Source organism: Hyphomicrobium sp. CS1BSMeth3 (assembly GCF_900117415.1).
Lineage (GTDB): Bacteria > Pseudomonadota > Alphaproteobacteria > Rhizobiales > Hyphomicrobiaceae.
Genome location: NZ_FPEI01000006.1, coordinates 1,715,646 through 1,737,596, shown reverse-complemented (window position 1 = coordinate 1,737,596; position 21,951 = coordinate 1,715,646). Strand labels below are relative to the sequence as shown.

Here is a 21,951-nt window from a genome sequence, read left to right as displayed (position 1 = left end):
TTAGGTAGGCATCGCATCGTCCTGCGTCAAGTTGGCCTCAATTCGGCGTGAAGAGGCCGCTTTGTGCCCGTTCAAGAATGCCCTCCGAAATCTCCATCAGTTGCGGCCCGTCTGTCCATAGGAGAGCAGCGCGGATTTTTGTGGCGCCGAAGATGCGCTGGACAGCCATGCGATAGGCAGCGAGCTGATGAATGTAGGCGGTCGGCACCTCGCCGAGATCTCGCGGAGGCGGCCGGTTGGTCTTGTAGTCCACGATGAGAATCTCGCCGTCCGTCTCCACGAGGCGGTCAATCTGGCCGGCAATGCGGAGCGGCGTGCCTTTGCCGTCCGGCGGCGGGATCTCGGCGACGATGGCCACCTCGGCGCGCGAGCGCGGGCCGAATACGGCGGCAAAATTCGGCGCCTGCAGAACGGCAAGCGTCTCCTTGATGATGCTCGCGCGTACGCGTGCAGGAAGTGCGTGGCCCCGGATTTCCAGGAAGGATTGCGCGGCGCACGACCAGCCGTGCGGTGGGCAGGTCGGCAGATACTGTAGGAGCGCGTGCGTGAGCGTGCCGCGCAGGAAGCGGTTCTCACCACCAATGGCACCGGATCCGGCGGAGCGCGCGGAGCGAGCTGCCGGCGCGGCTGGCGGCTCGACGGGCTCGCCGTCCGTGTCGATGTCGAGCGGCGCGAGCCGTGACGGTGCAATGGGGATCGCAAGTGCCGGCTCGCGCGGTGCCCGGCGATGCGCCCAATCAGGGAGCGGCTCGGGGGCTGCATCGAGGCCCGGCTCGCTCTTGCGGGCCGTGGGTGGCACCTGCTGCGGCGCGGCAATGCGCAAGATCGTGCGCCCTTCTTCGTCGCGCAACTCGACGAGGCGATCTGCGAGGCCGGCACGGATGAGCTCGTACCAGCAGTCCGCCGGCCTCGCCTTCTTGCCGTCGTAGCCGCAGACATAGAGGCGATCGCGCGCGCGCGTCAGCGCGACATAGAGCAGGCGGTTGCGCTCCTCGGCGTCCGCCGACCTGGCCTGGTTTCGCGCGTCGGCAATGGCTGCAACGCGCAAGGATCCTTTTGTGGCCGGCCACACGACCGGCTTGGCGCCGCCTGCGCGGCTGATGGCATCCGTGAGCTCGACAATGCCGCCGCGAGCCGCGCCCGTGTCCGTGCTGCATGTGTCCGGCAGGAACACGACCGGTGCTTCGAGCCCCTTGGCGCCGTGCACGGTCATGACGCGCACCTGATTGCCGCCATGCTCCAGGTCGCGCTTGATCTCGCGCCGGCTTTGCCCGAGCAGATCGAGAAATCCTTGCAAAGAGGGAGGTTCGGCCTCGTCATAACGCAGCGCGAGGTTCATGAACTCGTCGATCGCATCGGCGGCTTCAGGGCCGAGGCGCGCGATCAGCTTGGCGCGTCCCCCTTCGCTGCCGTCGAGCAGCTCGGCGTAGAACTCGAAGGGCGGGCGGAAGTCGGCGCTGCGCCGCCACTGCTTGATGATCTCGGCGGCTGCCGCGAGGCGCGCGTCGCCCGCATCCGCTGCCGCGAGCAGCGCACTCCAGAGCGAGCCTTTACGCTGGGGGGCAAAGCGCAAGAGATCATCATCGCCGAGGCCGATCAGCGGGCTCTTCAGTACGGACGCGAGGGCCAGATCGTCCTCCGGCAGCAGGACGACGGCGGCGACGGCCATGAGATCCTGGATGGCAATCTGCTGCTCCAGCGCCATACGGTCGGCGCCCGAGACGGGAATGCCGTGCTGCTTGAGTGCTGCGATCAACGCCGGTGCGAGGAGCCCGCGACGGCGCACGAGAATGAGGATGTCGCCCGCTTCGATCGGCCGATCCTGGCTCTCGAGGCGCTCGCCCGTATCGAGCCAATGCCTGATCTGATCGGCAATGCGTCCTGCGAGCCGCGTCGCCGGCGAGGCGGCCGGGCGCTCATCGAGCGGCATAAAGGCGTCTGTATCGACGGCCTCGGTCGGCGCTTCCGGCTCCCAGATCTCGACGAGGCCGGCGTGGCCTTCGCGGTGCGGCTGATGGCGTATCGCGTCGCCCGAGAAAATGAGGCCCGGGGTGTGCGCAGGATCAGCGAAGACGGCATCCACGGCGGCGAGCACGGGCGGCGCCGAGCGGAAGGAAAGTGTTAGCGGCACATTGTGCCAGGGATGTTCGACCGCGCGCGCGTCCTCGGCAAAGCGTTTGCCGACCTCGGCCAGCATGTGCGGCGCCGCGCCCTGGAAGCCGTAGATCGACTGCTTCTCGTCGCCGACGGCGAAGACCGTGCGCACGCCATCACCGTGGCCGGCGGAATCGCTGAAGAAATCCGCGGCGAGACCGGCAACGACGCGCCACTGCATGGGGCTCGTGTCCTGCGCCTCGTCGACGAGAATGTGGCTGAGGCCGCCATCGAGCTTGAAGTGCACCCACTGCGGAACGCCGCCGGTGTCCCCGCTCAGGAGGGCGGCGGCTTTCGTGATGAGATCGTCGTAGTCGAGCGCGGCGCGTCGCGCCTTCTCTGTGGCATAGCCCGTGCGAACGTCATCGGCGAGACGGAGAAGCGCGAGCGAGATTTCGAGCGTCTCCAGTGCGCGGCGTTCTTCGTCGAGCGCGATGAAGCGGTTCTGTGCCTTGATGAGTGCTGCGTCGAGATCGGGGTGCTGCGCGGCCGTCTTCTTGGTCATGAGCGACTTGCGCGGCTCGCCCTCGCTCGTGAGGAAGAACGCGCCGAGGGCTGCTGCGGCCGCGGCGTCATCCGCGCCATTGGCTGCACCCTTGAGGCGGTCTGCGGCCTTTACGTCATTGGCACTGCCGCCGCTCAACGCGGTGATCGTGCGACCGCAAATGTCATCCGGCAGGAGGGCCGCAATCGCGGCGAGCACATGCTCGAGCGAGATGCCGTTGCGAATACCGAGGACGCTTCGATAGCGCGCTTCGGCATCCGCGAACGATGCTATGCCGGAGGACAGATCCGGCCGCGCGGCATCGAGCCACTCGCGCTTGGCGATCATCGCGCCGAGCATCTGATCGAAGCGATCGTCGGCAGCGTGCGCCACGATCGTCTGCAGCGCGGCATTGAGCTGACGATCGCCACGTGCCTCCGAGGCTCTCCTGAGCGTCGCGTCGGTTGCCTCGCGCAGGAGCGTGCGTGCGTGCGCGTCATCGAGGACCGTGAAGCCCGGCGGCACGCTCGCTTCGAGCGGAAAGCGCTGGAGCAATCGCTCGCAGAAGGCATGGATGGTCTGCACTTTGAGACCGCCGGGCGTTTCGATGGCGAGCGCGAAAAGCTGGCGCGCCTGCTCGATCTCGTCGGCGTTGGGTGAGCGGCCGAGCAGCTCATCGAGCGCTCTCTGCAACTTCTCGTCGGGCGCGCTCGCCCATTCGGCAAGGCGCTTGAAGACGCGCGTCGACATCTCCGTCGCGGCAGCCTTCGTGAACGTGAGGCAGAGTATGTGCTGAGGCTTCGTGCCATCCAGCAGCAGGCGCAGCACGCGCGAGGTGAGCACGTGCGTCTTGCCCGTGCCGGCATTGGCGCTCACCCAGGCCGAGGCCCTCGGATTGGCTGCGCGGTTCTGTGCGGCCGTGGTCTCGGCGAGGAGCGACTTGAGATCGGGGCGGCTCATTCCTCGGCCTCCCCCTCGTCGCCGTTGTCGCCGCCGCTCCACTCCGCGACACGCGCGAGATGCGCGAAGTCGTCGTAGCGGTAGTCGAAGCGCGCGCGGCGCACGGCTCTATAGGGCTGCTGCGGATTGTCGTAGGCGCGGACGAGCTGGCCGAGCTGATCGATGCAGAAATCCGCGAGCGCGTGAACGTCGTCGCTCTTGACGGTCTGCTCTTTGCCGGCGGGCGTGCCGCCCGTCGCGCGGATGTAGCGCAATGCGACGATCGTATCCGTATCGAGGCCCGCGAAACCTTTTGCGCGCGCGATGGCCGCTTCGAGAGGAAGCTGCGGCGCCGTGCCGTCCGTGACGTCCTTGTCCTTCGGCGGCGTGCCGGTCTTGTAGTCCGTGATGATGAGACCGCTGGACGAGCGATCGATGCGGTCGGCGCGCGCGGTGAGCGTGAAGGGCCCGCCCGGTGCTTCGAGCACGCGGCTGCCGGCAACTTCCGTCGCGATGCCCGTGACGCCATCGCGGCGTGCGGGCTCCGTTGCGGCAAACCATTCGGCAAAGCGCGCGATGCGCGGCAGCCAGAAAGCCGCGACGCGCGGATGTGCGGCATACTCCTTGAACACGGCTTCCGCCTCGCGCATCAGCTCGCCGGCAATGTCGTCCGGCAGCTTCGCAGAGAAGCGCTTCGTGAAGCGCGAGAGCGCCTCGTGAATGATGATGCCTTTCTCGCGTGGGCCCGGTGCGACGCCAAGCGGGCTCAGGGCTTCGAGCGCCAGAATGTGGCGGGCATAGAGGCCGTAAGGATTCTTGATCCAGAGTTCGATGGCCGAGGCACTGAGCGTGCGCGGCCGCAGTGCGAGTGCGGGGCGCGGTTCGGGCGCCCGGACCGGCTCGGCCTTGCCAATGCGGGCATCGCGCGCGCGCGCCCAGCCGAGCCAGGGCCGCTTGGGCTTCAGTACATCGCCAAGGCCCATGCCGCCGAGCAAGGCCTCAATGCGCATGAGCCAGCGTGAGGGGACCGTCGGCGCCCCGTCCACGCGATTGGCGCGCGTGAGCACGACCTCGCGTGCGCCGATGAGGCCGGTGACGTCGAGCGCTGCGCGCCCGATCGCTACCTCCGGCGATGGCAGGCCGAGGCTTGCGCGCATGGGCCTGTTGAGCCAGGCGCCAGGATCGGCCGCAGCCGGCCACGTGCCTTCGTTGAGCGCGCCGAGAATGACGAGATCAGGCTGCTGCAAGCGCGCTTCATAAGGGCCCCAGATCGACAGTCGCGGGTGTACGGCGACGCGCGGACGCACGGTCACATTGCCCGCGAGTGCGCGATAGAACTCGGCATAGTCGGCAGGCGGGATGCTCGGCGCCCATAGATTTTGATCGTCGAGTGCCGCAAGGAGGCGGTCCGCTTCCTCGCCGTCCTCGTCCTGCCAGAGACGCGAGGGAGATGTTTCATCACCGGGGGCGGCGAGTGCATCGGCCGTCGCGCGGTGGGCTGCAGCGAGCACGTGGAGCTCTCGTGCGGCGCTCTCCGCGGCGAGCGTCATCAGCGGTGCCATGGCCGTCCTGAAGCGCTGCAGCAGCTCACGCGCAGCAACCCAGTCCGCATCCCAAAGGCGGCGGACGGCGCGCTCGCGCCGGCTGCCGTCGCCCGTCTCGCGCTGGGCGCGCTCGAGGCTCGCCTCGATACCGTCGAGCCCGTCGCCGAAGTAGATGGTGCGCAGCGCTGCGAGCTCCACGAAGCGCGCGGCGCGGCGCACGTCGCGCACGGGCAGCCCGAGGCGTGTCAGCGGATGCTTGAGTAGAGCCATCACGGTCGCCGGCGCAAAGCGCGTCGCGACAGCCTGGGCAATGAGATCGAGAAAGGCGCCATGGGGTGTCTTCGCGAGCGGGCGGCCGGCCGAGTCATCGACCGTGATGCCCCAGCTCTGGAGACGGATCGCGACGCGGCGCGCGAGCAGGCGATCCGGCGAGACGAGTGCGGCCGTGCGCCCCGGCGTCTCGAGCGCTTCGCGCATCATGAGCGCGATGACTTCGGCTTCATCGGCCGAGTTCGGCGCATCAATGCGGCTGATGCCGTCGAGGGCGGCGCCGAGCTCGGTCCGATCGGCGCGCGCGACGTAGTCCTTCCAAAGTTCGGTCGCGCCCGCGGGGCGCATGACCTCGCTGAGAAAGGCCGTGCGGACAGCGGCACGCGCCGGCGCCGGTTTGCCGGCGACCTCGCGGACGGCTTCGCGCGGAACTTCCAACGCGCCGAGCAGGCGGTAGAGATCGTGCTGCGGGTGCTCAGGATGATGGTCGAGCGCCCGCCAACTCGTCTCGTCGAGCGTGCGGTCGAGGCCCGGGATCACGATCGCGCCCGCCGGCAACTGCGCGACGGCGCGGATGAGCGCGACCGTTGCCGGCACCGAGCCCGTGACACCCGCGACGATCACAGGCTCGGCGGGCGGCGCGCGGCGCAGTCGTTCGGCTTCGGCGCGAATGAGCTGATTGCGCCGGGCCGCGCCAGAAAGCAGGCCGCGCTCGGCGAGATGCGCGGGCCAGAACTTCGTCACGATCTCGAGAAACGTGATGGTCTGCTGCCAGTGCGCGGAGTACTCCTCGGGCACCAGCGTGGCGAGGCCGTGGAGTGACTTCTCCTCTGTCTCGATCATGTCCATGAGCTGCGCGAGGTCTGCGGCAAGATGCGCGGCCTGAGCAGGTGTGGTCGCGCCGGCTGCGGCCAGCGGCGCCAAGATGCCTTCGGGGCTCTGGCCTGCATCACGCAACTGCTGGGACCAGGCGAGCACGAGGTGCGTGAGCGCGAGCTGGCGCTCGAGCGGGGCCACGGCCGGTCCAAGGACGAACTCGCCAGCGAGCGGGCTCTGTGCGCCCGCCATGCTCGTGATGAGGCCCTGGTCCTCGTCGGTCTCGGCAATGGGCACGAGGCGCGGTAGCAGGAGAGCGCGGCCGTTCGCAGCGCGCAGGAAGGCCTCCTGGAGGGCGCGCACGGCGCGATGCGTCGGCAGCAGGATGGTCATGCCGGCAAGCGCGAGCCGGTCGGGAGGCACGCCGCCCGGCTGCGGGAGATCGCCGGAAAGGATGGCGCGCGCGAGCGTCTCGAGAAAAGACCGGCCCGTGCTGATGCTCCACACGCGGGCGGCCGCACCGGTGCCCGCTTCCCTCGTGTCAGCGCTCATGCTGGCTGTTGATCCAGCCTTCGGCGGCCGTGACCGCGGCAGGATCGCCGACATGCATCCAGCGGCCCTCGAGGACGACGCCGAATGCGCGTCCGCGCGCGATCGCCCCGTCCCATGGCCGGTTGAGCGAGAAGGGTCCGTCCGGCGCGCCATCGAAAAGGCGTGGATGAGCAACTGAAACGCCGGCAAAGACGAAGGGCACGCGCTCCTGTGGCTCGGGGCGGCGCAGGCGTCCTGCCGCGTCGAGCGCGAAGTCGCCGCGTCCGTGATAGCCAAGGCTCGTCTCGGCAGGTGCGAGCAGCATCAGGCAGTCCATGGCGTCCTCGTCCCAAGCGGCCGCCAGTTTAGCCAGATTCGAGGTCGCGCCCTCCGTCCAGATCGCATCGCAATTGTGGATCAGGAAGGACCCGGGGCCGAGGAGCGGCAACGCCTTCAGCACGCCACCGCCCGAATCGAGCAGGCGATCGCGCTCGTCGGAGATCGTCGTCGCTGGAGAGGCCCGCGCTTCGAGATGCGCGACGAGCTGATCGGCAAGGTGATGCACGTTGACGACGGCGCGGCGGATGCCTGCTGCTGCAAGTCGATCGAGAACGTGGTCGATCAAGGGCTTGCCGGCGACCGGCACGAGCGGTTTCGGCACGTTCTCGCTGAGCGGCCGCATGCGCGTGCCGAGCCCGGCAGCGAGAACCATGGCAGTTTGCAGGGTGACCCCCATCGCGGCGACAGCACTCCCGTTTGCGGGCACCGCGTGGCTTGAGCCTGCTTCCCGCGCCACGTGACAGCTATTCGGCGGCCTGGGCTTTCTTGCGGCGGCGCAGTCCCACCCTTTCCGCTGTCATTCCCGACTCGCCAGCGGCACCGTTCAGGTGCCACATCGCATCGAGAATTGCCAGCAGGCGTTCCTCGCGCGCGCGGATCTGCGTCGCGTTCCACGTTTTGACGTCGCGCAGTTCCGCGGTGAGGCGAGGGAGGGGCGGAGCGTTCTCGGCGAAGAAGATCGCGTGCTTGCGCTCGAAATCCTGGTTGCGCGCCCGCTCGTTGAGGGCGCGCGGGACGAGGACGAGGTTGCCGAGCGAGCCCGTGCAGGCCTCGCGCTCCTCGGGATCGGCGAACCAGTTGCGCCACATGCTGGTGCGCGCGGGCTTCTGCGGCAGAATGTGCTCGACCGTGAGGCCCTCGCTATCCAGCGCGCCGGGATCGCCCGCAAGCTCGCTCTCGAGCCGCATGAGCACGAGCTTGCAGGTGAGCTGGCTGCGCCGATGCAGATCGCGCAGGTTGTGGCGGATGTTCCGCATTTCCTCGCTGGAAAAATCGAGCGGGCCGCCGACGAGCGTCAGGGCGTGGCCTCTCTCGATCGTGGTCCTGAGCTGCTGCATGCGCGACTGGCGCTTGTCGGCCCCGAGGCCCAGGACGCGCATGCCGAAGCCCAGCCGGTCGATCCGGGCGAGGAAGGCGGCGAGCGCGTGAGCATCGTCGTGGTGGCGGGTCCACCACAGCAGCAGGGGCGGAAGCCATTCCGTGCTCGGGAGCCAGGAAAGATGCCGCAGACGGCGGTTGATCTCGGCGCTCTCCGGGCTGCCGCGATGGTCTGCCGCCTGGATGTCGGCGAGTGCATGGCCGAACGGCATGAGGACCGTATCGATGAACTTTGCGCCGCCCCCCGCGGCTGTCGCAAGCCGGCGGATTTCGGCGATGACGGGCGCGCGGACGTCGCCGACGGCGGCCCTGACGTGGCTGAAGAGCATTTCGAGGCTCGCGCCGAGACGCGTGCCGAGGGTTTCCCAATCGCGTTGCAGGCGCGCGAGCTCGTCGCCGGTCACGCTGTCCATGAGCTCGGCGTTGATGATGTCGCAACGCTCGAGAGGCCGTCCGCGATTGTTGAGCGCCGCGAACGTGCGATGGGCGCGGTCGACGTCGCGTGAGGTGATGACGACGACGCTGCACGCGTCGTGAAGGAAAGCGGCGAGCCGCATGAGTGTTGCCGTGTCGCGATCGGCGAGTGCCTCGACGAATTGATCACGCACGGCGAGCAGGAGCGCCTCGCTCTCGCTGAGATTTTCGCGCGCGGCTTCGACCAGGGTAGTCCCGGGGGCTTGGATGCAGGTCGCCATCGTGTGCTGGGCCGACCCGCGCATCTGGAGGCGGCATCGCGTTGGGGCGCCCGCTTCGCTGCCGCCGCCGATCATGCGGTCGAGCTCGGGCAGGGCATGTCCGTCGCGCCGCACGAGGTCGCGCAGCACGCAGGCGAGCACCGTCAGTGTGGCGAGGCGCTGCTGGCCGTCGATGATCTGGAAGCTGCGCGCGCCACCAGCCTGCGCATTGGGCGAACTGCCATCGAGCAGCAGAATGGGGCCGAGGAAGTAGCCGCTGGTCGAGGCCTGCGCGTCGCCTTCGCCAAGGGCGAGAAGGAGATCCTCGATGAGCTGGCCGGCCTCTTCCGTGGTCCAGGAATAGGCACGCTGGAAAGCTGGAACGTCGAAGAGGTGCGGCGGTCCGAGCAGTTTGCCGAGGGTCGTTGCGTGGGCATCAAGTCCATACGTCATGGGGGTCAATTACTTTGCTCAATTCAGCCGGCGGGAATGCAGAGTGTCGGAAATGGGCTGGCGGAGTGCGGGCCGCGCTAGGCGCGCGCACTCAACCAGCGGTACGCGGCACCGCGCCGCTCCACGCGCCCGAGACCAGGAAAGGGGAGGTGATAGGAGGCGAGCTGGAGCCCATCCGCGGCCGCCATGTCGAGAAGGCGGCGCCGGCTGGCGACAGCCTGCGCGCCATCCATGTCGGCGGCCGGCTGCCATTCAGGATAAGCAAAAGAAACGTGCGGGTGAAAAAGCGTATCAGCAGTGACAATAAGGCCGTGCGCGCCGCCCGAAATACGAACGGAGCAATGTCCAGGCGTATGGCCGGGCGTCGCTAGAAAGGCGATGCCGGGCAGAATTTCGGCATCGGGCGCGGCAGCGGCGAGCCGCTCGCCGACAGTGGCGATGACGCGCTTGGCCCCGGCGGCGACGCCCTGCGTCCGCTCGGGCAAGGTCTCGACGCTCACTTTGCGCCAGTAGTCGAGCTCGGGTGCCGGCATGATGTGCTGAGCGTTGGCAAATCGGGGACTGTCGTCGAATTCGTCGACAAGGCCCCAGAGATGATCGGGATGGCCGTGCGTGATCACGACCTTGGTGATGGTGCCCGGGTCGATGCCGGCAGTCGCGAGACGATCGGCGAGCTTGCCCGCCGTCGGCTCCCAGGTGCCGCCCGCACCGGCGTCGATGAGAACGAGCTCGGAACCCGAACGGACGAGCACGATATTGACGCCATACTGCACTTGCCCCGACGCGGATCCCGCTTCACCGAGCGCGGCCTCGATCGTCGCCGAGTTCATGTCACGATTGAGGAGCCGCGTTGGGACATTGAGAACGCCGTCGGACAGGATGGTGATCTGGAGATCGCCGAGCGCGAGCTTGTGAACGCCGTCCCCGCCGGCCGCGTGCGCGATCGAAGGCACGCCGGCCACAGACGTGGCGAGCGCAGCGGCCAGGCTCCCAGCCATGATCTCTCGCCGCGTGGGGTGGGAACAAACTCGCATTCTCGCCTCCCTCTCGCGCGGCAGTGATGCCGCGCGCCGAACCAGCCCTGGCCCGTCCTCCGTCTCGCTTGCGGTGCCGATCCGCATCACATTTCGGCACCGCCTGCGCGTCTCGCGCAAGGGCAGATGTGACAATAGCGTATCAGAACCGTGACGTCCCCGCCCGCTTGAGAAACACAGTGTTCCCTGTCGGAATTGTGATCGTCGATGTGCCGTCAGCGTTTCGGCTTGCGTTGCGGGAGCGGCACGTCGGACGGCGCGCGCCCGGCGTTGCCCGATGCCGCCGCAGGGGCCGAGGTCGGGCTCGGATCGCTGTCCGCTTGGGCCGCGGGTGCCGGGTTGGCCGCCGCTGCTTGCCGTGCTCGTATGTCCCGCTCGACCTGGCGCCACACCTGCACGGCAGCGTTGTGGTCGCGCAGGGTCTCCGAGAAGTTGTGGCCACCAGTGCCGTCGGCGACGAAGTAGAGGTCCTTGGTCTTGGCCGGATTGAGCGTCGCCTCGAGAGCTGCGCGACCGGGATTTGCAATGGGGCCCGGTGGCAGGCCGGTGATCGCATAGGTGTTGTACGGTGTCGGCGTGTCGATGTCGGAGCGCGTGATCGGGCGGCCGAGCGTCCCCTGGCCACCGGCAATGCCGTAGATGATCGTCGGATCGGACTGCAGGCGCATGCCGCGTTTGAGGCGGTTCACGAATACGCCGGCAATGCGCTCGCGTTCGTCCGCCCGACCGGTTTCCTTCTCCACGATCGAGGCGAGCACGATGGCCTGCTCGATGGTCTTGAACGGCAGATCCGACTGCCGCTTGTCCCAGATGGTGGCAAGAAAGCGCTTCTGGTCGGCCTTCATGCGCTCGAGGATGTCGCTGCGCGCCATGCCGCGCGAGAAGCGGTAGGTGTCGGGAAGCAGCGAGCCTTCGGGCGGCACCTCGGTGATCTCGCCGGAGAGATTTTCTTCTGCCATGAGGCGGGCAACGATCTGCTGGCTGGTCAGGCCCTCGGGGACCGAGAGCCGGTAGAGTACGGCTTTGCCCTGCGCCAACGTCTCCAGCACGTCCTTCATGCTCGCTTGCTTGCGGAACTCGAACTCGCCAGCCTGGAGCGAGATCTCCTTGCCGCCGGTGAGGCGGATGTGGAGCGATTGCGAGAGATACTGGGCGACGAAGAGACGGCGGTCGGACACGATGCCCTCGCGCTCGAGGCGCGCGGCGATCTCCTGCACACCCTCGCCGCGCGGGATCACGGTGACGGCCGAGTGCGTGAGCGGGCCGGGCGCATCGAAGTTGGTGCGCAGCAGGAGCGCGATGACCGCGACGACCGTCATGCCGAGGAAGCAGAACGTGATGATGCCGCTGATGAAGCGCAGGAAGCCGTTCATGCGGCGCGCCTCGCGCCGCTCGCGAATGCGCCGGGGCGGCCGCGGCGCGCGGCCGGGCTCGAGCGCCTCCGCAGGGCTGCGCGGCAGGGCATTCAGGCGCTTGCGGGTCGTATCGAGAGTTGGCAGGGCCTGCCTCATGCTCTGGTTGCTTCTCTCCTGCGCGAACCGGCGCCGTCAGGCCGCTGCCATTGCTGGGGACAGGCATTCAGGGCGAGGTACTCAGTCCCTCAAAGCTATCCTGAATTATGGCCAAAGCAGGCCACAATTCTGAAGGCGAGAGCATGATCGAGCCGACAGTGGTCGGAGCGGACACGAATGCAACAGGTGCAGCATCGCATACGGCTCGTCGGTTGCGCGGGGCCGCCGACGAAGGAAAAGGAAACCTACGAGTCGAGCCGCCTCATGACGAGCGAGGCGTTCGTCCCGCCAAAGCCGAACGAGTTCGAAAGCACGGTATTGATCGGCTTCTTCTTCGGCGTGTGCGGAACGAGGTCGATCGGGGTCGAAACCGAGGGATTGTCGAGGTTGAGCGTCGGTGGGGCAATATTGTCGCGCATGGCGAGGACGGAGAAGATCGCCTCGACCGAGCCGGCGGCGCCGAGCAGGTGGCCGATTGCGGATTTCGTGGAGGACATGGCGAGGCTGCCGGCGCTGTTGCCGAAGAGGCGCTCGACGGCGCCGAGCTCGATCTCGTCGCCCATGGGCGTCGAGGTGCCGTGCGCGTTCACGTAGTCGATCTGGTCGGCCGTGATGCCGGCGCGGTTGAGGGCGGCGCGCATGCAGCGATAGGCGCCATCGCCGTCCTCGGCCGGTGCCGTGATGTGGTAGGCATCGCCCGAGAGGCCATAGCCGATGATCTCGGCGTAGATGCGTGCGCCGCGTGCCTTGGCGTGCTCGAGGCTCTCCAGCACGACGATGCCGGCGCCCTCACCCATGACGAAGCCGTCGCGGTCCTTGTCGTAAGGACGCGAGGCCTTAGTCGGCTCGTCATTGAAGCTCGTCGAGAGCGCGCGGCAGGCGGCGAAGCCGGCAATGGCAATGCGGCAGATCGGGCTCTCGGCACCACCCGCCACCATCACGTCGGCATCGCCGAGCGCGATCAGCCGTGCGGCATCGCCGATCGCGTGCGCGCCCGTCGAGCAGGCGGTGACGACCGCGTGGTTCGGGCCCTTGAGGCCATGTTTGATGGAGACATAGCCCGAGGCGAGATTGATCAGGCGGCCCGGAATGAAGAACGGGCTCACGCGCCGCGGGCCCTTTTCCTTGAGCAACAGCGAGGTCTCGGCAATGCCATTGAGGCCGCCGATGCCGGAGCCGATCAGAACGCCGGTGCGCTCCTGCTGATCTTTTGTCTTTGCTGCATAACCGGAGTCGGCAATCGCCTGATCGGCCGCCGCCATCGCATAGATGATGAAGTCGTCGACCTTGCGCTGCTCCTTGGGCTCCATCCACTGATCGGGATTGAAGGTGCCGGCAGAGCCGTCGCCGCGCGGAACGAAGGCCGCGATCTGAGCTGCGAGATCCGCGACCTCGAACTCGGCGATGCGACGCGCGCCGCTGCGTCCTTCGAGCAGGCGCGACCACGTATGTTCGACGCCGCATCCGAGAGGAGTAACGAGGCCGAGCCCCGTGACGACGACTCGCTTCATCCCACACCTGTCCAGGTTATCCGGCAGGAAGGTCGCCTCGCGTTACCACCCCTGCCGTTGCATGCCGGCGGCGCGTGCCGCGGCATCCCCCAAAATACGCAACGTTACTCTTGAGATCCGATAAAGCTGCGGCACCGGCTCGGTTCCCCCCGACGGCGCACGCAGCTCGATCAGTCATCTCGAGGCCGGCAGCCCGCTCAGGCGGTGCTGGCGGCGCTCTTCTCGAGAAACTTCACGGCGTCGCCGACGGTCTGGATCTGCTCGGCGGCATCGTCCGGAATCTCGCAGCCGAACTCCTCCTCGAACGCCATGACCAGCTCGACGATGTCGAGGCTGTCGGCACCGAGATCGTCGATGAAGCTCGCCGTCTCGACGACCTTGTCGCCTTCGACGCCAAGGTTCTCGACGACAATCTTCTTAACGCGCTCTGCGACGTCGCTCATATCTACTTCCCTCGCGCTCTGTCACCTCAGGGAACCGCGACGCGGCCCCGACGACCCTGTTCATGCTGCTGCCACGGGGCAGCGGCGGTTACTTGCTACGACCGATTCGTCCCTGACGTGGGATTCCCCACTACAGGTTGCTTGAAATCGATGCAAACTCCAGCGCCAATGGCTCGAATTTTCGGCTCGTTAACACACAACAAATCCCTTGGCTAGCTGCCCTGACGAGCCCCCGACGCGGCATTGTGCACGCCTGGACGGACGTTCAGATCATGACCATGCCGCCGTTGATATGGAGGGTTTGTCCGGTCATGTAACGAGCCTCTTCGCTGGCAAGGTAAACGGCCGCAGCCGCGATATCCTCGGGCTTGCCAAAGCTCTGTGCCGGGATGGCCTCTTTGATGGTGCCAATCTGCTTCTCGTTCAGTGCTGCAGTCATGGCGGTCTCGATGAAGCCCGGAGCAATGCAGTTGGCCGTAACCCCACGCGAGGCGACCTCGCGCGCGAGCGATTTGGTCATGCCGATCATGCCGGCCTTGGAGGCGGCATAGTTGCCCTGGCCGGGATTGCCGATGATGCCGGACACGGATGAAATGTTGATGATCCGGCCATAGCCCGTCCGTGAGCGCATCATATGCCGGGCCGCGGCCCGCATGAGCATGAAGGTCGAGGTGAGGTTGACTGCGATCACCTCGTCCCACTGCTCGTCCTTCATCACCATGAAGAGATTGTCGCGCGTGAGGCCGGCGTTGTTGACCAGAATGTCCAGGCGGCCGCCGACGAGCTTGATGGCGTCATCGATCAGCTTCCCGACCTGCTCCTTGTTGGCGAGGTCGCAGGGCTGAACCAGCGCGCGCTCGCCGAGCTTGGCCTTCAGCGCCTCGAGCTTGTCGGCCTGGCGGCCGGAAAGGACCACGGTCGCGCCCTGGGCGTGCAGCGCCTCGGCAATGGCGCCGCCGATGCCGCCCGTCGCGCCGGTCACCAGCGCTGTCTTGCCCGTCAGATTGAACATGATCGTATCCCTCAACTCAGCAGTTGCGCGGCGACCGCCTCGATATCGGCTGGCGTGCCGACCGGCGTTGCCTTCAGAGATTTGTCGATGCGGCCGGCGAGGCCGCTCAGGACCTTGCCCGTGCCGATTTCATAAAGCTCCGTGACGCCGGCAGCGGCCATGGCGAGCACGCATTCGCGCCAGCGCACGGTGCCCGTGACCTGCTCGACGAGGCGCTGGCGGATCTCGGCCGGATCACTGATCGGCGCCGCGAGCACGTTGGCGACGACGGGAACGACCGGGGCCTTCACATCGACCTTGGCGAGGGCCTCGGCCATGGCATCGGCGGCGGGCTTCAGCAGGCTGCAATGGAAGGGCGCGGAAACCGGAAGCGGGATCGCGCGGCGCAGGCCGTGCGCCTTGCCGACCTCGGGAACGCGATCGATGGCTGTCTTGTGGCCCGAGAGCACGACCTGCGTCGGCTCGTTATCGTTGGCGACGTCGCAGACATCGCCCTGGGCGGCATCCGCCGCAATTTTGCGCGCGACATCGAGGCCGACACCGAGCAGCGCCGACATGGCACCCACGCCGACCGGGACGGCCTTCTGCATGGACTGGCCGCGCAGCTTGAGGAGCCGCGCTGCATCGGCCACCGACAGCGCGCCCGCGGCCGCCAGCGCCGAATACTCGCCGAGCGAATGGCCCGCGACGTATTTCACGCGGTCCATGAGCACGAAACCCTTCTCGCGCTCGAGCACGCGCATGACGGCCATGGATGCGGCCATGAGTGCCGGCTGGGCGTTCTCGGTGAGCGTCAGGGTCTCGATCGGGCCCTCGAACATGAGCGCAGAGAGCTTCTGGCCGAGCGCCTCGTCCACCTCGTCGAGCAGCGCGCGCGCTGCCGGGAAGTTGGCGGCAAGCTCCTTGGCCATACCTACGGTCTGACTGCCCTGGCCGGGAAAGACAAAGGCTCTCGACATGCTCGGGTCCGCTGGTTGGGGTTGGCGCCGGTCTGCGGCCGAGGCCGGCAAGACCGGAACATAAAGTGAAAACGCGCCGGCGCCGTTTGGCGAGCTTCTGGGCGCGCTCTGCGCACCGGGGCCTTAAGGCATGGCTGACGAGGCGGTGTCAAGAGAGCGTCACGCGGATAGGATGCGCGGCCGCGAAGCCGGGAGCGGGCGCATTCGCGATACGTTGGTCGGGGGGAACGCGCTATGGCCAGGGTGATTAAGGGTGTCATCTATGACTTCGACGGCGTGATCGCCGACAGCGAGGTGCTGGCAAACGTCGTGCTCGCGGAGGCCGTATCATCGCTCGGGCTGCCGACGACGCTCGATGACTCGATTGCGCGCTACATGGGCAAACGCTGGGGCGAAGTGGTGGCCGCGGTCGAGGCAGGCACCAGGCAGCGCTTGCCGCAGGACTTTCTCGATGCGCTGAAGCTTGCGACGCTCGCGCGCTTTCGCGATGCGCTGCAGCCCGTGCCTGGCGCGCTGGACTTCATCACGAAGTTCGCGGCGCTCCCGCGCTGCATTGCGTCATCGAGCTCGGCCGAGCGGCTTCAGCTCTGCTTGGATGTTCTGGCATTCGAGCCCCATTTTCCTGGCGCCGTCTTCGGCGCCGATCTCGTCGAGCGCGGCAAGCCCCATCCGGATATTTTCCTCTATGCGGCCGACAGGATCGGCGTGGCGCCGGAGCATTGCCTCGTTGTCGAGGACAGTCCGAATGGCGTCCGGGCCGGCGTGGCTGCGGGTATGTGCGTGGTGGGCTTGTGTGCGGGGGCGCATATTCGGGCAGGACATGCCGAGCGGTTGCGCGATGCGGGTGCCGAGCAGGTGTTCGATACCTGGCCCGAGGTCGCGGACTTTCTCTCGGTGCGCCTCTAGGTGCATCTGCGGTGGCGCCGGGCTAAGCTCCGGCAAACACTCCAGGGGAAGCGCGCATGAAATGGCAGATCGGCGACGTGACCGTCACGAAGATCGTCGAGATCGAGACGACAGGCGGCAGCCGTTTCATCCTGCCGGACGCGACGCCCGAAGCTATCCGTCCCATCTCGTGGCTCATTCCGCACTTCGCCGACGAGAACGGCCGCCTCAAGATGAGCATCCACGCGCTGTTGGTTGAGGCACCGGGCCGGCGCATCATCGTCGATACCTGCCTTGGCAATGACAAGAAGGACCGCCGCATTCCGACGTGGAATGACCGCAGCGGCCCTTTCCTCGAGGACCTCACGGCCGCAGGCTTTGCGCCAGAGACGATCGACACGGTGCTCTGCACGCACCTGCATGTGGATCATGTGGGCTGGAACACGCGGCTCGTGGACGGCAAATGGGTGCCGACCTTCCCGAAGGCGCGCTATCTCTTCGGCCGCATCGAGTACGAGCACTGGACCACGCAGACAGCGCGGCCCGACCAGCATCCCGTCATTGCCGACAGCGTGAAGCCCATTTTCGATCTGGGCCTCGCCGATCTCGTCGAGCTCGACCACCAGATCTGCCCCGAGATCCGCCTCATGCCGAGCACGGGCCACTCGCCGGGGCACGCGAGCGTGCTGATCAGCTCCAAGGGCAAGCGCGCCATGATCACCGGCGATTTCGCGCACCATCCCTGTCAGTTTGCGCACCCGGAGTGGGCCTCGTCCGCCGACTATGACAAGAAGGCCGGCGAAGCGACGCGCCGGCGCATTCTCGCTGAGCTTGCCGGCGAGCCCGTGCTCATGATCGGCACGCACTTTGCGGGCCCGACTGCGGGCCATGTCGTGCGCGATGGCGAGGCCTTCAAGCTCGTCGTGTAACTCTCACTTGAATATTTCAAGGAATATTGAAATAATGTTTGTATGGACGACGCAGGCATAGTTGCAGCGCTGGCGGCGCTTGCGCACGAGCACCGGCTACGTGTCTTTCGGCTGCTCGTGAAGCAGGGTCCGTCCGGCTTAACGGCGGGCGACATCGCCGAGAAGGTCGGCATCAGTGCCACGAACCTGTCCTTTCACCTGAAGGAGCTCGACCGCGCCGGCCTCCTGCGTGCGAGCCGCCACGGCCGCTTCATCCGCTATGCCGTCGATGTCGAGGGCATGCGCAGGTTGCTGACGTATCTGACCGAGGATTGCTGCCAGGGTCGGCCTGAGTTCTGCGGCGAGGCGTTCGTTGCCGCATCGACGGTTTGCAGCGTCAAGAAGGGAGCACTGAGATGATTGATCGGCCTTTCAATGTGCTCTTCCTGTGCACGCACAATTCCGCTCGGTCGATCATTGCGGAATGCGTGATGAACCGCGTCGGCTCCGGCAAGTTCAGGGCCTACAGCGCCGGCAGCCATCCTAGCGGCCGTGTGCATCCCTATGCTCTCGACCTCGCGCGCCAGCTCAACTACGACCCGAGCGGCCTGCGGTCGAAGTCCTGGGAGGAATTCGCTCAGTCAGGCGCGCCGAAACTCGATTTCGTGATCACGGTTTGCGACGATGCGGCCGACGAGGTCTGCCCAGTGTGGCCCGGTCAGCCGATGTCGGCGCACTGGGGCCTTGCCGATCCGTCGCGTGTCGAAGGGACGGAAGCCGAGAGGCGCCTCGCCTTCAGCGATACGCATCGTATGCTGCATCAGCGCTGCAGCATCTTCGCGAGCCTGCCGATCACGTCACTCGACCGCCTCTCGTTGCAGCAGCGTCTGGACGACATCGGGCGCACGAAAGGCGCGTCTGCACGCGAAGAGGTTTAGCTCTGATGTCTTCTCCCTCTCTAGCGCAGCGTCTCGGCGCTGAGTTTTTCGGGACGGCTTTCCTGCTCGCGACCGTTATCGGCTCCGGCATCATGGGGGCTCGACTCGCTGCAGGAAACGTGGCGCTTGCACTGCTCGCCAACACGATCGCGACGGGCGCCATCCTCGTGGTGCTCATCACCATGCTCGGGCCGATCTCGGGTGCTCACTTCAATCCTGCCGTTACTGCGGTCTTCGCGCTCAGAAGGGAGATCCGGGCGTCCGAAGCGGTCCGCTATGTCATCGCGCAGATCGCGGGTGGCCTTGTCGGCGTTCTTTCTGCCCATGTCATGTTCGAGCAGAGCCTGCTGCAGATCGCCACGAACGTGCGCACCGGGCCGGCACAGTGGTTCGCCGAATGGTTGGCGGCTTTCGGATTGGTGGCAACCATTCTGCTGACACTGCGCGCGAGCCGCGTCTCTGTCGCAACTTCCGTCGGTCTTTACATCACCGCGGCTTACTGGTTCACGGCATCGACCTCGTTCGCCAATCCTGCGGTGACGATCGCCCGCGCTCTTTCCGACACGTTTGCCGGTATACGCCCGGCGGACGTGCCGCCTTTTGTTGCCGCTCAGATGGTCGGCGCCGTCATGGCGCTCTACGTTTGCAGGTGGCTGCTGGCGGAGCAGCATCGGAAAGTGCCCGAGCCAGGAGCGGCAGCCACTGTCTAAGCGGCTGCTGCCGATGCGCTGTTCTCACATGCGCTTGCCGGTTTCGAGCAGCGTCTTGAGATCGCTGAGCACCCACGGCCAGCCGCCACCACCACTCTCCACCGGATTGTTGTTCCCAGGGACCATGCCGGCGACCAGCGGTGCATCCGTCACGTCATGCGTCATCACGACGGTGCAGACACCGCTCGGGCTCTCGAAAATCTCGTAGGTGAGGCGTGAGGGCGGCTCAGCGATCATTTCGGCCGAAAACTGCGGGTGCCACGTCTGCACGAGCTTGCGCGGCGGATCGCTCTCGATGACCTCGCCGACGATGATGTGGTCAGGAAGGCCGAAGGACTTCATTTCCGCGCTGGCGGCATGATGATACTTGCCACCTTTCTTGAGCTCATACGAAGCGCGACCGCCGTACGCGTATCGGTCGGTCCATTCGGGCTTGGTGATCGCGTCCCAGATGGCCTGAGCGCTCGCTTTGATGACGATCTTGTAGACCTGCACCACCTTGGTTTTGTCCGTCATGATCGATCCTTTTCCTCCAGTTCGGCCTTCAGCGCGATGAGCGCCGAGACTTCCCGTTCGCGATATTTGTCGATCCACCGGTCATGGATCATCCGAATTGGGACCGGATTGAGAAAATGGAGTTTCTCGCGGCCTGACCGGCGTGTGACGACGAGACCGGCATCCTCCAGAATTTTCAAATGCTTCATGACGCCGAAGCGGGTCATTTCCAGCCCGGATTCGAGATCTTTCAGCGTGCGGCCATCGCGCTGAAAGAGCAGGTCCAGGAGGATACGACGCGTCGGATCAGCAAGCGCTTTGAATACGAGGTCGTCGTCTGTCACGATTGGACTATAGGTGACCATTTAGTCACCTGTCAAGCCGGGCGAGCGAGGCTTGCAGGCCTGCGGCGGGGCAGGGGCCAAAATGGCGCGAAGGCCTCGTGCGAGCAGCGGTCGCTACAAGCCACTCGTTCCTCCACCTCGACTTGTCGGTGACCTTCTGCGGCCCGGGCGCCGCTCTCTGAGGCGTAGCGGCGCCTCAGGCGTTTCTTTGTGCGACCTTGACCCACTCGCGGTCGTCCGGCGAGAGAACGACGCCCGGCGCTTTGCTGGCGCGGACGACTTCGCTCAGCAGCTTCCGCGCCTCGATGGGCTCGCCCAGCTTCTGCAAGAGCAACGCATACCGCGTGCGCGCTTCCATGCCGACGAAATAGCCCGAGAGCGCCTCGTACTCAGTGGCAGCATCCTGCAGGCGTCCGTCCTTCTCGAGCGCGCGAGCGTACGTGAGATGTGCGTCCTGGTTTTGATAGTCGGGGTGTGCGGCACGCAGCCGGTCCAGGGTCGCCATCGCCGCCTTCGCATCGCCAGCCCCGAGCTCCGCGCGCGCCAGACGCCGAAGTATTTCGGCATCTTCGGCATAGATGCCTTGCGCGACCTCCCGATAGAGGTCGACGGCCTCCTCCCACATGCCCTTGCGCTCGCACTCCTCGGCAAATTTGCACTTGGTCTCGACAGTCCCGGAAAGCATCGCGCGCTCGCCGAGCTGGCGATAGTCGCGATGCGGATCCACAACAGTGCGCAGATCCGCAACCACCTTTCGAGAGCGGCGACTATCAGCGAGTTCCGGAAGCAGCTCGAAGAGAATGTAGGCGATCGATCCGGCAAAGGGCACGAACAGGAGAATGAACATCCAGTAGTGTGGGCGCCCCGTCTTGTTCGCGTGAACCACGAACCCGATGGCAATCAAGAGATGCAGCAGACCTATGATCGGCATCACGACCCCCCGTGGACTGTCAATCTGCCGTCCCTTAGTAGGACTTTTGGGCCTTCTTGTGGGCGGCGAGAGCCGCCAGCCGCTCGTTCCGCCAGAGTGACTTCTCGGCGATCTTCTCGGATGACAGCGCCGGCCCCCAAGCCTCCGCGACACGGCGCCAGCTCGCTTCTTCCCAGACAGACGGTTTCGGCAGGTCCTTCATGTAGCGGCGGAACCAGTCGCCGTAGCGCTCGCAGTAGTCGGCCGTGCCCTTGGGCGCATTGAGCTCGATCGTCTCGAACGGTCCCATGAAGGACCAGCGCAGGCCGAGCCCGTCCGCGATCGTGTGGTCGAGATCCTGCGGCGTGACATAGCCCTCGTCGACGAGGCGGAAGGCCTCCGTCAGCAGCGCGATCTGCAGGCGGTTCAGAATGAAGCCGTCGATCTCCTTCTTCACCTCGATCGGCACCTGTCCGACGCTCTGATAGAAGCCGCGCGCCTTTGCGACGGTCTCCTTCGTCGTCCACGGCGCGCCACAGAGCTCCACGATCGGCACGAGATGCGGCGGGTTCACCGGATGCGCGACGAGGCAGCGGCCTCGCCCCGCGAGGTTCTCTGTGAAAAGCGAAGCGACAATTGCGGATGTGGAGGACGCAAGCACGGTCTCCGGTGCCGCCGCCGCATCGAGCCGCACCCAGATGGCCTGCTTGTCCTCGAGCCGCTCAGGCCCGGACTCCTGCACCAGATCGACGCCCTTCACGGCATCTTCGAGCGTCGCCACCGTGCGAAGGCGCGCGGCTGCCTTGTCGGGATCCGCGACGAAGCCGTGCTGCGCGAGATCATGGAGCGACTCCGCGACGAGACGCGGCGCTGCTGCCGTCGCCTCCGGGTTCGCATCCCACATGACCACGTCCCAGCCCGCGCGCGCGAAGACGTTCGCCCATGCGCGGCCGATCAGCCCAACACCCACCAGTCCGATTGTCGGCATC

19 protein-coding genes are annotated in these 21,951 nt (G+C 66.4%); 5 read left to right on the top strand and 14 right to left on the bottom strand.

Features of this window, described 5'->3' with window-relative positions; translation table 11 throughout:
- Positions 1-37: 37 nt before the first annotated feature.
- The 10 genes from addA to fabD all read right to left on the bottom strand — a co-directional run bounded on the left by addA (position 38) and on the right by fabD (position 15,772).
- The gene (gene addA, locus CS1BSM3_RS23145; protein ID WP_072391509.1) at positions 38-3,598 is read right to left on the bottom strand and encodes a double-strand break repair helicase AddA; all 3,561 of its coding nucleotides are present in this window, start codon (positions 3,596-3,598) and stop codon (positions 38-40) included.
- Positions 3,595-6,759 carry a double-strand break repair protein AddB gene (addB, locus tag CS1BSM3_RS23140; RefSeq protein WP_072391506.1) on the bottom strand — a complete coding sequence of 1,055 codons (3,165 nt, stop codon included), beginning with the start codon at positions 6,757-6,759 and terminating at the stop codon, positions 3,595-3,597. The genes addA and addB overlap by 4 nt, the downstream gene beginning before the upstream one ends.
- A complete protein-coding gene (locus CS1BSM3_RS23135; RefSeq protein ID WP_072391503.1) occupies positions 6,749-7,474 on the bottom strand; it encodes a nucleotidyltransferase family protein in 726 nt (241 codons plus the stop codon). The genes addB and CS1BSM3_RS23135 overlap by 11 nt, the downstream gene beginning before the upstream one ends.
- 67 nt (positions 7,475-7,541) lie before the next feature.
- A complete protein-coding gene (locus CS1BSM3_RS23130) occupies positions 7,542-9,302 on the bottom strand; it encodes a DUF262 domain-containing protein (protein ID WP_072391500.1) in 1,761 nt (586 codons plus the stop codon).
- A gap of 77 nt (positions 9,303-9,379) precedes the next feature.
- Positions 9,380-10,300, bottom strand: coding sequence for an MBL fold metallo-hydrolase (locus tag CS1BSM3_RS23125; RefSeq protein WP_174263758.1), 921 nt, complete (start codon positions 10,298-10,300; stop codon positions 9,380-9,382).
- Positions 10,301-10,551: 251 nt separating this feature from the next.
- On the bottom strand, positions 10,552-11,847 hold the full coding sequence (gene mltG / locus CS1BSM3_RS23120) for an endolytic transglycosylase MltG (RefSeq protein ID WP_072391497.1): 1,296 nt from the start codon (positions 11,845-11,847) through the stop codon (positions 10,552-10,554).
- Between the two features lie 245 nt (positions 11,848-12,092).
- Positions 12,093-13,358 (bottom strand): beta-ketoacyl-ACP synthase II, encoded by a 1,266-nt coding sequence (gene fabF, locus CS1BSM3_RS23115; RefSeq protein WP_072391495.1) that lies wholly within the window; start codon positions 13,356-13,358, stop codon positions 12,093-12,095.
- Between the two features lie 197 nt (positions 13,359-13,555).
- Entirely contained in the window at positions 13,556-13,801 is a 246-nt protein-coding gene (locus tag CS1BSM3_RS23110) for an acyl carrier protein (RefSeq protein WP_072391492.1), read from the bottom strand.
- A 265-nt stretch (positions 13,802-14,066) separates the two neighbouring features.
- A complete protein-coding gene (gene fabG / locus CS1BSM3_RS23105; protein WP_072391489.1) occupies positions 14,067-14,813 on the bottom strand; it encodes a 3-oxoacyl-[acyl-carrier-protein] reductase in 747 nt (248 codons plus the stop codon).
- 11 nt (positions 14,814-14,824) lie between these two features.
- Complete coding sequence (gene fabD / locus CS1BSM3_RS23100; protein WP_072391486.1) at positions 14,825-15,772, bottom strand: ACP S-malonyltransferase; 948 nt, start codon at positions 15,770-15,772, stop codon at positions 14,825-14,827.
- Between the two features lie 234 nt (positions 15,773-16,006).
- Here fabD and CS1BSM3_RS23095 point away from each other — a divergent pair, with 234 nt between their 5' ends.
- Genes CS1BSM3_RS23095 through CS1BSM3_RS23075 form a run of 5 tightly spaced genes read left to right on the top strand, consistent with a single transcriptional unit; the run spans position 16,007 to position 19,213 of the window.
- Entirely contained in the window at positions 16,007-16,678 is a 672-nt protein-coding gene (locus CS1BSM3_RS23095; protein WP_072391483.1) for an HAD family hydrolase, read from the top strand.
- Between the two features lie 56 nt (positions 16,679-16,734).
- Positions 16,735-17,586 (top strand): MBL fold metallo-hydrolase, encoded by an 852-nt coding sequence (locus CS1BSM3_RS23090; RefSeq protein WP_072391480.1) that lies wholly within the window; start codon positions 16,735-16,737, stop codon positions 17,584-17,586.
- Between the two features lie 42 nt (positions 17,587-17,628).
- Positions 17,629-17,985: an ArsR/SmtB family transcription factor gene (locus CS1BSM3_RS23085; protein ID WP_072391477.1), complete on the top strand. Its 357-nt coding sequence runs from the start codon at positions 17,629-17,631 to the stop codon at positions 17,983-17,985.
- Positions 17,982-18,503, top strand: coding sequence for an arsenate reductase ArsC (locus CS1BSM3_RS23080; protein ID WP_072391474.1), 522 nt, complete (start codon positions 17,982-17,984; stop codon positions 18,501-18,503). The genes CS1BSM3_RS23085 and CS1BSM3_RS23080 overlap by 4 nt, the downstream gene beginning before the upstream one ends.
- A gap of 5 nt (positions 18,504-18,508) precedes the next feature.
- Positions 18,509-19,213: an aquaporin gene (locus CS1BSM3_RS23075; protein WP_072391471.1), complete on the top strand. Its 705-nt coding sequence runs from the start codon at positions 18,509-18,511 to the stop codon at positions 19,211-19,213.
- A 24-nt stretch (positions 19,214-19,237) separates the two neighbouring features.
- Here the strand turns inward: CS1BSM3_RS23075 and CS1BSM3_RS23070 are convergent, their stop codons facing one another.
- The 4 genes from CS1BSM3_RS23070 to CS1BSM3_RS23055 form a co-directional block, all read right to left on the bottom strand.
- Positions 19,238-19,729 (bottom strand): SRPBCC domain-containing protein, encoded by a 492-nt coding sequence (locus CS1BSM3_RS23070; RefSeq protein ID WP_072391460.1) that lies wholly within the window; start codon positions 19,727-19,729, stop codon positions 19,238-19,240.
- Complete coding sequence (locus tag CS1BSM3_RS23065; protein ID WP_072391457.1) at positions 19,726-20,073, bottom strand: ArsR/SmtB family transcription factor; 348 nt, start codon at positions 20,071-20,073, stop codon at positions 19,726-19,728. Before CS1BSM3_RS23065 ends, CS1BSM3_RS23070 begins: the two co-directional genes overlap by 4 nt.
- A 175-nt stretch (positions 20,074-20,248) precedes the next feature.
- A complete protein-coding gene (locus CS1BSM3_RS23060) occupies positions 20,249-20,983 on the bottom strand; it encodes a tetratricopeptide repeat protein (protein ID WP_072391454.1) in 735 nt (244 codons plus the stop codon).
- A 34-nt stretch (positions 20,984-21,017) separates the two neighbouring features.
- Complete coding sequence (locus tag CS1BSM3_RS23055; RefSeq protein WP_072391451.1) at positions 21,018-21,950, bottom strand: 3-hydroxyacyl-CoA dehydrogenase; 933 nt, start codon at positions 21,948-21,950, stop codon at positions 21,018-21,020.
- Position 21,951: the final 1 nt, after the last annotated feature.

What these genes read in the sequence shown, in the direction of transcription:
- CS1BSM3_RS23065 (WP_072391457.1), bottom strand. Translation starts at nt 20,073, where the DNA reads ATGGTCACCTATAGTCCAATCGTGACAGACGACGACCTCGTATTCAAA.
- CS1BSM3_RS23135 (WP_072391503.1), bottom strand. Translation starts at nt 7,474, where the DNA reads ATGGGGGTCACCCTGCAAACTGCCATGGTTCTCGCTGCCGGGCTCGGC.
- CS1BSM3_RS23055 (WP_072391451.1), bottom strand. Translation starts at nt 21,950, where the DNA reads ATGCCGACAATCGGACTGGTGGGTGTTGGGCTGATCGGCCGCGCATGG.
- CS1BSM3_RS23130 (WP_072391500.1), bottom strand. Translation starts at nt 9,302, where the DNA reads ATGACGTATGGACTTGATGCCCACGCAACGACCCTCGGCAAACTGCTC.
- mltG (WP_072391497.1), bottom strand. Translation starts at nt 11,847, where the DNA reads ATGAGGCAGGCCCTGCCAACTCTCGATACGACCCGCAAGCGCCTGAAT.
- CS1BSM3_RS23080 (WP_072391474.1), top strand. Translation starts at nt 17,982, where the DNA reads ATGATTGATCGGCCTTTCAATGTGCTCTTCCTGTGCACGCACAATTCC.
- fabF (WP_072391495.1), bottom strand. Translation starts at nt 13,358, where the DNA reads ATGAAGCGAGTCGTCGTCACGGGGCTCGGCCTCGTTACTCCTCTCGGA.
- addA (WP_072391509.1), bottom strand. Translation starts at nt 3,598, where the DNA reads ATGAGCCGCCCCGATCTCAAGTCGCTCCTCGCCGAGACCACGGCCGCA.
- CS1BSM3_RS23085 (WP_072391477.1), top strand. Translation starts at nt 17,629, where the DNA reads ATGGACGACGCAGGCATAGTTGCAGCGCTGGCGGCGCTTGCGCACGAG.
- CS1BSM3_RS23060 (WP_072391454.1), bottom strand. Translation starts at nt 20,983, where the DNA reads ATGCCGATCATAGGTCTGCTGCATCTCTTGATTGCCATCGGGTTCGTG.
- CS1BSM3_RS23110 (WP_072391492.1), bottom strand. Translation starts at nt 13,801, where the DNA reads ATGAGCGACGTCGCAGAGCGCGTTAAGAAGATTGTCGTCGAGAACCTT.
- fabG (WP_072391489.1), bottom strand. Translation starts at nt 14,813, where the DNA reads ATGTTCAATCTGACGGGCAAGACAGCGCTGGTGACCGGCGCGACGGGC.
- fabD (WP_072391486.1), bottom strand. Translation starts at nt 15,772, where the DNA reads ATGTCGAGAGCCTTTGTCTTTCCCGGCCAGGGCAGTCAGACCGTAGGT.
- CS1BSM3_RS23090 (WP_072391480.1), top strand. Translation starts at nt 16,735, where the DNA reads ATGAAATGGCAGATCGGCGACGTGACCGTCACGAAGATCGTCGAGATC.
- CS1BSM3_RS23075 (WP_072391471.1), top strand. Translation starts at nt 18,509, where the DNA reads ATGTCTTCTCCCTCTCTAGCGCAGCGTCTCGGCGCTGAGTTTTTCGGG.
- CS1BSM3_RS23070 (WP_072391460.1), bottom strand. Translation starts at nt 19,729, where the DNA reads ATGACGGACAAAACCAAGGTGGTGCAGGTCTACAAGATCGTCATCAAA.
- CS1BSM3_RS23095 (WP_072391483.1), top strand. Translation starts at nt 16,007, where the DNA reads ATGGCCAGGGTGATTAAGGGTGTCATCTATGACTTCGACGGCGTGATC.
- CS1BSM3_RS23125 (WP_174263758.1), bottom strand. Translation starts at nt 10,300, where the DNA reads ATGGCTGGGAGCCTGGCCGCTGCGCTCGCCACGTCTGTGGCCGGCGTG.
- addB (WP_072391506.1), bottom strand. Translation starts at nt 6,759, where the DNA reads ATGAGCGCTGACACGAGGGAAGCGGGCACCGGTGCGGCCGCCCGCGTG.